This is a genomic window from Acinetobacter sp. S4400-12 (assembly GCF_024129495.1).
Classification (GTDB): Bacteria; Pseudomonadota; Gammaproteobacteria; order Pseudomonadales; family Moraxellaceae; genus Acinetobacter; species Acinetobacter lwoffii_C.
In genome coordinates this window covers 39612-46064 of the sequence record NZ_JAMXYB010000020.1, presented here as the reverse complement: position 1 = coordinate 46064, position 6453 = coordinate 39612, and the positions used below count along the sequence as shown (strand labels likewise).

General features: G+C 40.4%; 8 protein-coding genes and 1 pseudogene. 8 read left to right on the top strand and 1 reads right to left on the bottom strand.

Annotated features, from left to right (window positions below; translation table 11 throughout):
- The first annotated feature begins 68 nt into the window (after positions 1–68).
- The 8 genes and pseudogenes from NI461_RS09375 (at position 69) to NI461_RS09340 (ending at position 5042) form a co-directional block, all read left to right on the top strand.
- Positions 69–308, top strand: a complete 240-nt coding sequence (locus tag NI461_RS09375; protein WP_253157127.1) for a hypothetical protein — start codon at positions 69–71, stop codon at positions 306–308.
- A complete protein-coding gene (locus tag NI461_RS09370; RefSeq protein WP_253157125.1) occupies positions 308–3067 on the top strand; it encodes a toprim domain-containing protein in 2760 nt (919 codons plus the stop codon). The genes NI461_RS09375 and NI461_RS09370 overlap by 1 nt, the downstream gene beginning before the upstream one ends.
- Positions 3067–3315: a hypothetical protein gene (locus tag NI461_RS09365; protein WP_004672733.1), complete on the top strand. Its 249-nt coding sequence runs from the start codon at positions 3067–3069 to the stop codon at positions 3313–3315. The genes NI461_RS09370 and NI461_RS09365 overlap by 1 nt, the downstream gene beginning before the upstream one ends.
- Positions 3315–3803, top strand: coding sequence for a hypothetical protein (locus NI461_RS09360; protein ID WP_253157123.1), 489 nt, complete (start codon positions 3315–3317; stop codon positions 3801–3803). Before NI461_RS09365 ends, NI461_RS09360 begins: the two co-directional genes overlap by 1 nt.
- Positions 3791–4120 (top strand): annotated as a pseudogene (gene ssb / locus NI461_RS09355) (single-stranded DNA-binding protein); the annotation flags it as partial. The gene NI461_RS09360 and the pseudogene ssb, both read left to right, overlap by 13 nt.
- A gap of 34 nt (positions 4121–4154) precedes the next feature.
- On the top strand, positions 4155–4652 hold the full coding sequence (locus NI461_RS09350) for a hypothetical protein (RefSeq protein WP_253157121.1): 498 nt from the start codon (positions 4155–4157) through the stop codon (positions 4650–4652).
- The gene (locus NI461_RS09345; RefSeq protein WP_253157119.1) at positions 4645–4848 is read left to right on the top strand and encodes a hypothetical protein; all 204 of its coding nucleotides are present in this window, start codon (positions 4645–4647) and stop codon (positions 4846–4848) included. The genes NI461_RS09350 and NI461_RS09345 overlap by 8 nt, the downstream gene beginning before the upstream one ends.
- A gap of 17 nt (positions 4849–4865) precedes the next feature.
- Positions 4866–5042, top strand: a complete 177-nt coding sequence (locus tag NI461_RS09340) for a hypothetical protein (RefSeq protein WP_253157117.1) — start codon at positions 4866–4868, stop codon at positions 5040–5042.
- Positions 5043–5175: 133 nt separating this feature from the next.
- On the opposite strand, the gene NI461_RS09335 is transcribed toward NI461_RS09340, so the two are convergent.
- The gene (locus NI461_RS09335) at positions 5176–6327 is read right to left on the bottom strand and encodes a tyrosine-type recombinase/integrase (RefSeq protein ID WP_253157129.1); all 1152 of its coding nucleotides are present in this window, start codon (positions 6325–6327) and stop codon (positions 5176–5178) included.
- Positions 6328–6453: the final 126 nt, after the last annotated feature.

The following is a 6453-nucleotide window of genomic DNA, read 5'->3' as shown; positions in this document are numbered from 1 at the left end:
GCCAAAAATAAACAATAAGCCCCTGAAAAGCTTATTAGTTTACTTAATTCAAGCTAAGAGTAAACAGAATGACAACACTTCAAGAACTTTGTATAAAGCGAAAGAATCAACTCCAAAATCGTAATGGTACAGAAGCCTTAAGAAAACGTATAGACCATTTAAAAACTTTGTCTGGTGAAGAACGTCAACGCTTTGCTGAAAAATTAAAAGGCTATATCGAAGCCTTATTTGAACACCAAATCATTACATTCCAAGACGCAAAGGATTGGGAATGGATTGTTGAAAGCAACGTAAAGGGACTTCACTAATGTCTGAAATTAAACATCGCATCATTGCCCGTCTTGAACAAATGTTCAGTTTCAAGACACGTGGCGAATGGTTCCGTGAAGGTGTCTGCCCACAATGCGGTAAAAAAGAACTTTATACCCATGCCCACAATCCTCGTTTGGTGAAATGTGGTCGTCTGGTCAAATGTGGTTATGAAGAACACGTCAAAGATATCTGTGAAGACTTATTCAAAGACTGGTCTGAATACCACCCGCAAACCGACACAAATCCAAATGCTGCAGCAGATGCATTTTTATCTGAAGGTCGTGGTTTCGATCTTAAAAACTTAATTGGTAAATACACCCAGCAGTTCTATACAGATAAAGACAGCAAAGAATCATCAGCAACTGTTCGCTTTATGCTAGATGAAAAAAACTATTGGGAACGTCTAATCGACAGACCAGAACGTTTCGGCAATAAAAAAGCACGTTTTAACTATGGTTTTAAAAATGCTGGCCAAGCATGGTCAGTGCATGAATTGGATGAACTTTGCCGTTTAGGGGAAAAAGGCCAAGCGATCTGGATCACTGAAGGAATCTTTGATGCCATTGCACTGAGTCAGTCAGGTGTGAAAGCCATGTCTTGCCTGTCATGTGTCAACTACCCTTCTCAAATGCTTAAAGCCATCGCTGATCGCTGCCATGAACTCAAAATTGATAAGCCACGTTTACGTTGGGCATTCGATAATGATTCTGCAGGTAAAGGTTACACAGTTAAATGGCATGAACGTTCACGTGCTGAAGGTTGGTCATCGACTGCTGCACAGCCACCTGCAAATGGTGGTAAAAAACTTGATTGGAATGATTTATTTCAGTGGGACAAACTCAACCCTGATCAATTCCCAAAGTACAAACACTATGGTGAATTGCTGATTGCTGAAACTGCAGAAGAAGCAGGTCTTTTAATTTACAACTTTTATGAAGGTCGTCGTCATACCTTCTATTACAACCACAAGTTCCGTTTGTACTGGTGGGAACTCGACTATGACAAATTCAATAAAGCAGTTCAGCACCTGGAAGACCGCAACAATGAAGCAGCTGAAAATGGTGGTCAGATCCTGACTGATAAAGAGATCCGTGCCAGTGCATTGAAGAACTGTTCAGCAGCAAAAGAAATCTGTAATGCTCAGATTGAACCGTTGTACTTCCAGCGCAATGAAATTACCGACGAATCTTGGTACTACTTCAAATTGCAAAGCCCATGGTCAGAAGCGAAAACCACCTTTACAGCTGATCATATGTCGTCACGTTCTAAGTTCAAACCACGTGTTATGTCGGTGATGTCCGGTGCAATGTGGACAGGCACAGATATGCAATTGGAAACATTCATCAAACGTGAAACTGAACGTTTACGTGAAGTCAAAACCATTGATTACATTGGTTATAGCCGTGAATACCAAACCTATATTTTTGAAAAATATGCCGTTCATCAAGGTCAAATCATCCCGATCAATGAGCATGACTTTTTCAAAGTAAAACGTCAGGAAATTAAAACACTGGCAAGTTCACCAGCGATCACATTGAACCCTAAAAAACAGTTTGATCCGTCATGGTGGGAGGACTTCCACAAAGTCCGTGGTGCTAAAGGTATTGTGGCTTTGGCTTGGTGGATGGGTTCATATTTTGCTGAACAAATCCGTGCCATGCACAGCTCATACCCTTTCATGGAAATTGTCGGTGAAGCAGGTGCAGGAAAATCACGTTTAATTGAAATGATGTGGAAACTTTCAGGCCGTAAAGACTATGAAGGCTTTGATGCAAACAAATCAACAAACGTGGCGGTGTACCGTAACTTTGCACAGATCGCAAACCTTCCAGTGGTCCTGATCGAAGGCGACCGTAATGACGTGAATGGTAATGCTGTTCAAAAGTCTAAATTCAGTTGGGATGAACTCAAAGATGCCTTCAACGGTCGTGCAATTCGTTCTAAAGGTTTAAAGACTGCAGGGAATGAAACCTATGAACCACCGTTCCGTGGTGCCATCCTGATTTCTCAAAACACGGCAATTCAGGCTTCAGAAGCAATCCTGACACGTACTTTGCACTTGTACTTTGACCGCAAAGGACAGTCATTGGAAACCAAACGCATTGTCGATGAACTGGATCGCATGGAACTCGAAGATGCATGCACGTTCATGACGCATTGTCTGCGTAATGAAGACAAGATCTTGGAGACATACGCATCAAAGCTACAGTCAATTGAAGATCACTATCATGAAATTGGCATTACCCATACACGTATTGCCTTATGTCATGCACAGGTGGCTGCACTAATTGAAGCAATGACCAAACACGTTTTGCCAATCGACTTGGAAGACATGCTTGAAGCACAAGAAATGCTTGAACAAATGGCGCGTGAACGTGTTGAACAGTTGAATGGTGATCATCCTGACGTAGAAAAATTCTGGGACGTTTACGAATATCTTCAAGGCAATCGTTCACCAGAATGGGGCTTAAACCACCACCCTGCCGATGCTCAAACTGTCGCAATCAACTTAAACGAAATTTACAAAGTGGCTGCACGCAATTATCAGCAGCTGCCTGAAATCAATGAAATGAAGAAATTACTTCGTACCTCACGCAAGTACAAATTCATTGAAAGTAATAAACAGGTGTACTCAGACCGTTTCCCTGCCGATGACGTGGCAGCAGTGAATAAAAGTCGTGAAGCACCAGGTAAACCAAGCCGTAACGTGAAGTGCTGGATCTTCACCAATCCAAATTTAGGGGCAAAAAAATAATGATTCAAAAAATTGAAAATCCATTGAATCTAGGACTTGAGCAAGTAGAAATTCTTATTACTGAGCTACAAGACAGCTTTGATAAATATTCTCAAGATTTACCTGAATTTTTATCACTGGAAGAATCTGGTTGTGCAATTGAGATCCAAACTAAAAGCGGTGAATACAGCTATAACCTTGAACAGTTAAAGCTGCTTAAAAAAGAATTTTTGGATCCATTAATGAATAGTGTGAAGGAGATTTCGTGATGCATGCTCAAACTCAAGATCAAAGCTATTACACCATGATCGCTGAACACCAGGATATTTCAGCACGTGTACTTCGCTTGCACAGCATTTTAAATCAGCATCATTGCGTTCAACACATGCCAACCGAAGCGTGCATCTTGATCAATGAAATGAAAAATATTGTTGATACTGGCAAAGCACAGCCAGGTGGCCTTGAAACTGCTGAACTCGACTTTGATGATGCCCTACCGTTCACGGATCCTGAAATCAATACAGTTCACGACTTCCAAGTGGGTGACACCGTTTGGATACCTGATGAATTTGCACGCTACAAATTTATTGTCAGCAGTCATCAGCGTTTTGAAGTGAAACAGATCGTCGGTACAGATCAACTCTATGTCTGTCATATCGACAATCCAAAGATCCCATTCACCAACAATCAGAAATGTTTCACAGCACATTTCAGTCATTTTGCAAAAGTTACAGGGGAAGAATCATGCGTGGTGTAAATAAAGTAATCCTTGTCGGCACGCTGGGTGCCAATCCTGAAAGCAGAACCTTTCCAAATGGTGGTTCAGTTTGTCAATTTTCAATCGCCACTTCTGAAAAATGGCAGAACAAACAAACTGGTGATTGGATTGAACAAACCGAATGGCACCGCATTGTGGCCAACAATCGTTTGGGTGAAATTGCCCAGCAATACTTAAAAAAGGGCTCAAAAGTTTATATCGAGGGTTCACTTCGTACACGTAAATGGAACGACCAAAACGGTCAGGAACGTTACAGCACAGAAATTCGTGCAGACAACTTACAGATGCTGGATTCAGCACCACAGGCAAATGCGGTTTAAGGGGAAAGCAATGCAAAAATATTATGAAATTAATGACACAGAAGCTGTAAATAAAATTGATGCAGCACTTTCAGCTTCGAATAAATTTGACGAAAAACTTTATCAAGTTGGTGAACAATATGCTGCTGATGGGTATGGCGTTCACAATACTTTAAGCAATGGAAAAATCTTCCATCACATTTGGTTTTTCGATGAATCTAAAATCGATAAAACTCTATTTAAAATTAGCAAAGGTAAGCCAATGGATGGCAAGCCTATTTTTGAAGCTAGACCACGTAAAACGAATAAGCAGTTTTATTCAGAGTTCATGAAGGACCTTCATAGCCTTAATTACTCCGATCTCACAACGACGCTTTTTGGGGAAGTCATCCGTTATGGTGCTGATTTAGCATTTAAAAAGAAAGACGATAAATACTTTGTATCAGCGAACTTTGACCTTGTTTTACCACATACCGAATTAACTGCCAGTCAGTATCAAAGTGCTATGGAGACAGTAGAAAATGACTGAGAAAGAACTGGAAAAACTCAAGGCAGAAAAACCTGAAGGTGCAACCATCGTGGCAGTCAAAGGTGATCGCGTGACCTACTTCAAGGAAGACGGCAAGGACCGTTTATTGACCTTCAACCGCACCATGTGGGTAAAGACTTGGTTCACACCACTGCACATGAACCTTATACATTTTGATTTTATTGCAGTCATTTAAAGGGAGGAAAATTAATTATGTCATGGCATCCAATGGTCAAAGTGGCCAAAGAATTGGGAATCTGTGTGAATACCTTTAAAAAGCATTACATTAAGAAATATCCTCCAGAGCGCGTATTTGGAAACCGCAAAGAATGGAAAGATACAACACTCGAAACAATGCGAAATGACACAACGATTGGCACACAATCATAGAAAAAGGGGCATAATTTATGCCCCTTTTCTGATTTCTAACCTATATTCAACCGAGTTCTAGCCAGTTTCTAGCCTCAATTTAAACGCTGTTTTACTCTACTTTTCAATAAATTATCTAAAAATTCTTAGTTTTCTAACCTTTTTCAGAAATTTTCATCCATCGATCAACTTCATTGGCATACCAGGTCATTAATTCCACCCGTTCCGACCAATATTCTGCTCTGTTATAAATGCCTCGAATCTTGTTTTTAGGCACATGGGCAATCTGATATTCAATGACATCTTCACGAAATAAGGTCGATTCATTAGCATGGGTCGAAAAAACGGTACGAAATCCATGCGTAGTCATCTGCCCTGCATAGCCATTACGTTTAATAATGGCCAATATGCTTTCTGATCGGCACGGCATATTCGGCTTTCTCGTATGTTTAAAGATAAAACCGTCATCAGTTTTGCGGTCATACATAATTTTAAACAGCTCCACTGTCTGATCCGTCAGTGGGACTACATGATCACGACGCATTTTCATCCGCGATGCCGGAATGATCCATTCTTTTTTATTCAGATTAATTTCGCCTGTATCCCACCTGGCATGAAGCAACTCAGATATACGAACAGCGGTATAACACGCAAGTTTTAGGGCTATCATCAAATCATCAGTGACATAGCTTTGCTGGACCTTTGTCCAGAACTCTGTCATTTGATGTGGCTTCAATGCAGCCAGATTTTCAATGTCCTGTTTAGGAATTACATCACCAACCAAAATACATGGATTCTTTTCAGTGTAATCAGATGCAATCGCAAAGTTAAAAACATCACTCAACAGGCGCAAGGCTCGCTTGGCGGTTTCAATGGTTCCTTTGGCCACAATCTCTTTTACTTTTTTTACGACATCTTTTCGTTCAATTTCATCAATACTGGTGTCAGACAGATCTTCTGAAATGTAATTTAATCGGTAAATCACTGTATATTTATATTTATCACTGGTCCAACATGGCCCCATGATCGCCAACCATTCCTGAATGACTTCGCCTAATGTGGGCACATTGATTTTTTTACCACTCAGCTGTGATTTAAAATCCCGGGCAAGGTTTCGCGCATCCTTACAGCCAATTTCAGGATATTCACCCAACGTTTTTTGATTCTGTTTACCATGGTGACGATACGACAGTACCCATTTCTTTTTCCCAGATGGAAATACAGAAATAATCAGCCCTTCCCCATCTGCAATCGAATAGCGTTTTTCTTGTGGCTTTAAATTTTTTACTTTTAAGTCTGACAACATTTCAAATGTTATACCCGTATAACGTTGGTATAACATCCTAGTTTGATAGACCGTGATTTTCAATGATTCAATCTGATTTATCGTGACAGATGAATAGACACAAAAAAGCCCTGGAACCGTTAAGTT

Coding starts and splice junctions, on each gene's coding strand:
- NI461_RS09375 (WP_253157127.1), top strand. CDS start 69: ATGACAACACTTCAAGAACTTTGTATAAAGCGAAAGAATCAACTCCAA.
- NI461_RS09370 (WP_253157125.1), top strand. CDS start 308: ATGTCTGAAATTAAACATCGCATCATTGCCCGTCTTGAACAAATGTTC.
- NI461_RS09365 (WP_004672733.1), top strand. CDS start 3,067: ATGATTCAAAAAATTGAAAATCCATTGAATCTAGGACTTGAGCAAGTA.
- NI461_RS09360 (WP_253157123.1), top strand. CDS start 3,315: ATGCATGCTCAAACTCAAGATCAAAGCTATTACACCATGATCGCTGAA.
- NI461_RS09350 (WP_253157121.1), top strand. CDS start 4,155: ATGCAAAAATATTATGAAATTAATGACACAGAAGCTGTAAATAAAATT.
- NI461_RS09345 (WP_253157119.1), top strand. CDS start 4,645: ATGACTGAGAAAGAACTGGAAAAACTCAAGGCAGAAAAACCTGAAGGT.
- NI461_RS09340 (WP_253157117.1), top strand. CDS start 4,866: ATGTCATGGCATCCAATGGTCAAAGTGGCCAAAGAATTGGGAATCTGT.
- NI461_RS09335 (WP_253157129.1), bottom strand. CDS start 6,327: ATGTTGTCAGACTTAAAAGTAAAAAATTTAAAGCCACAAGAAAAACGC.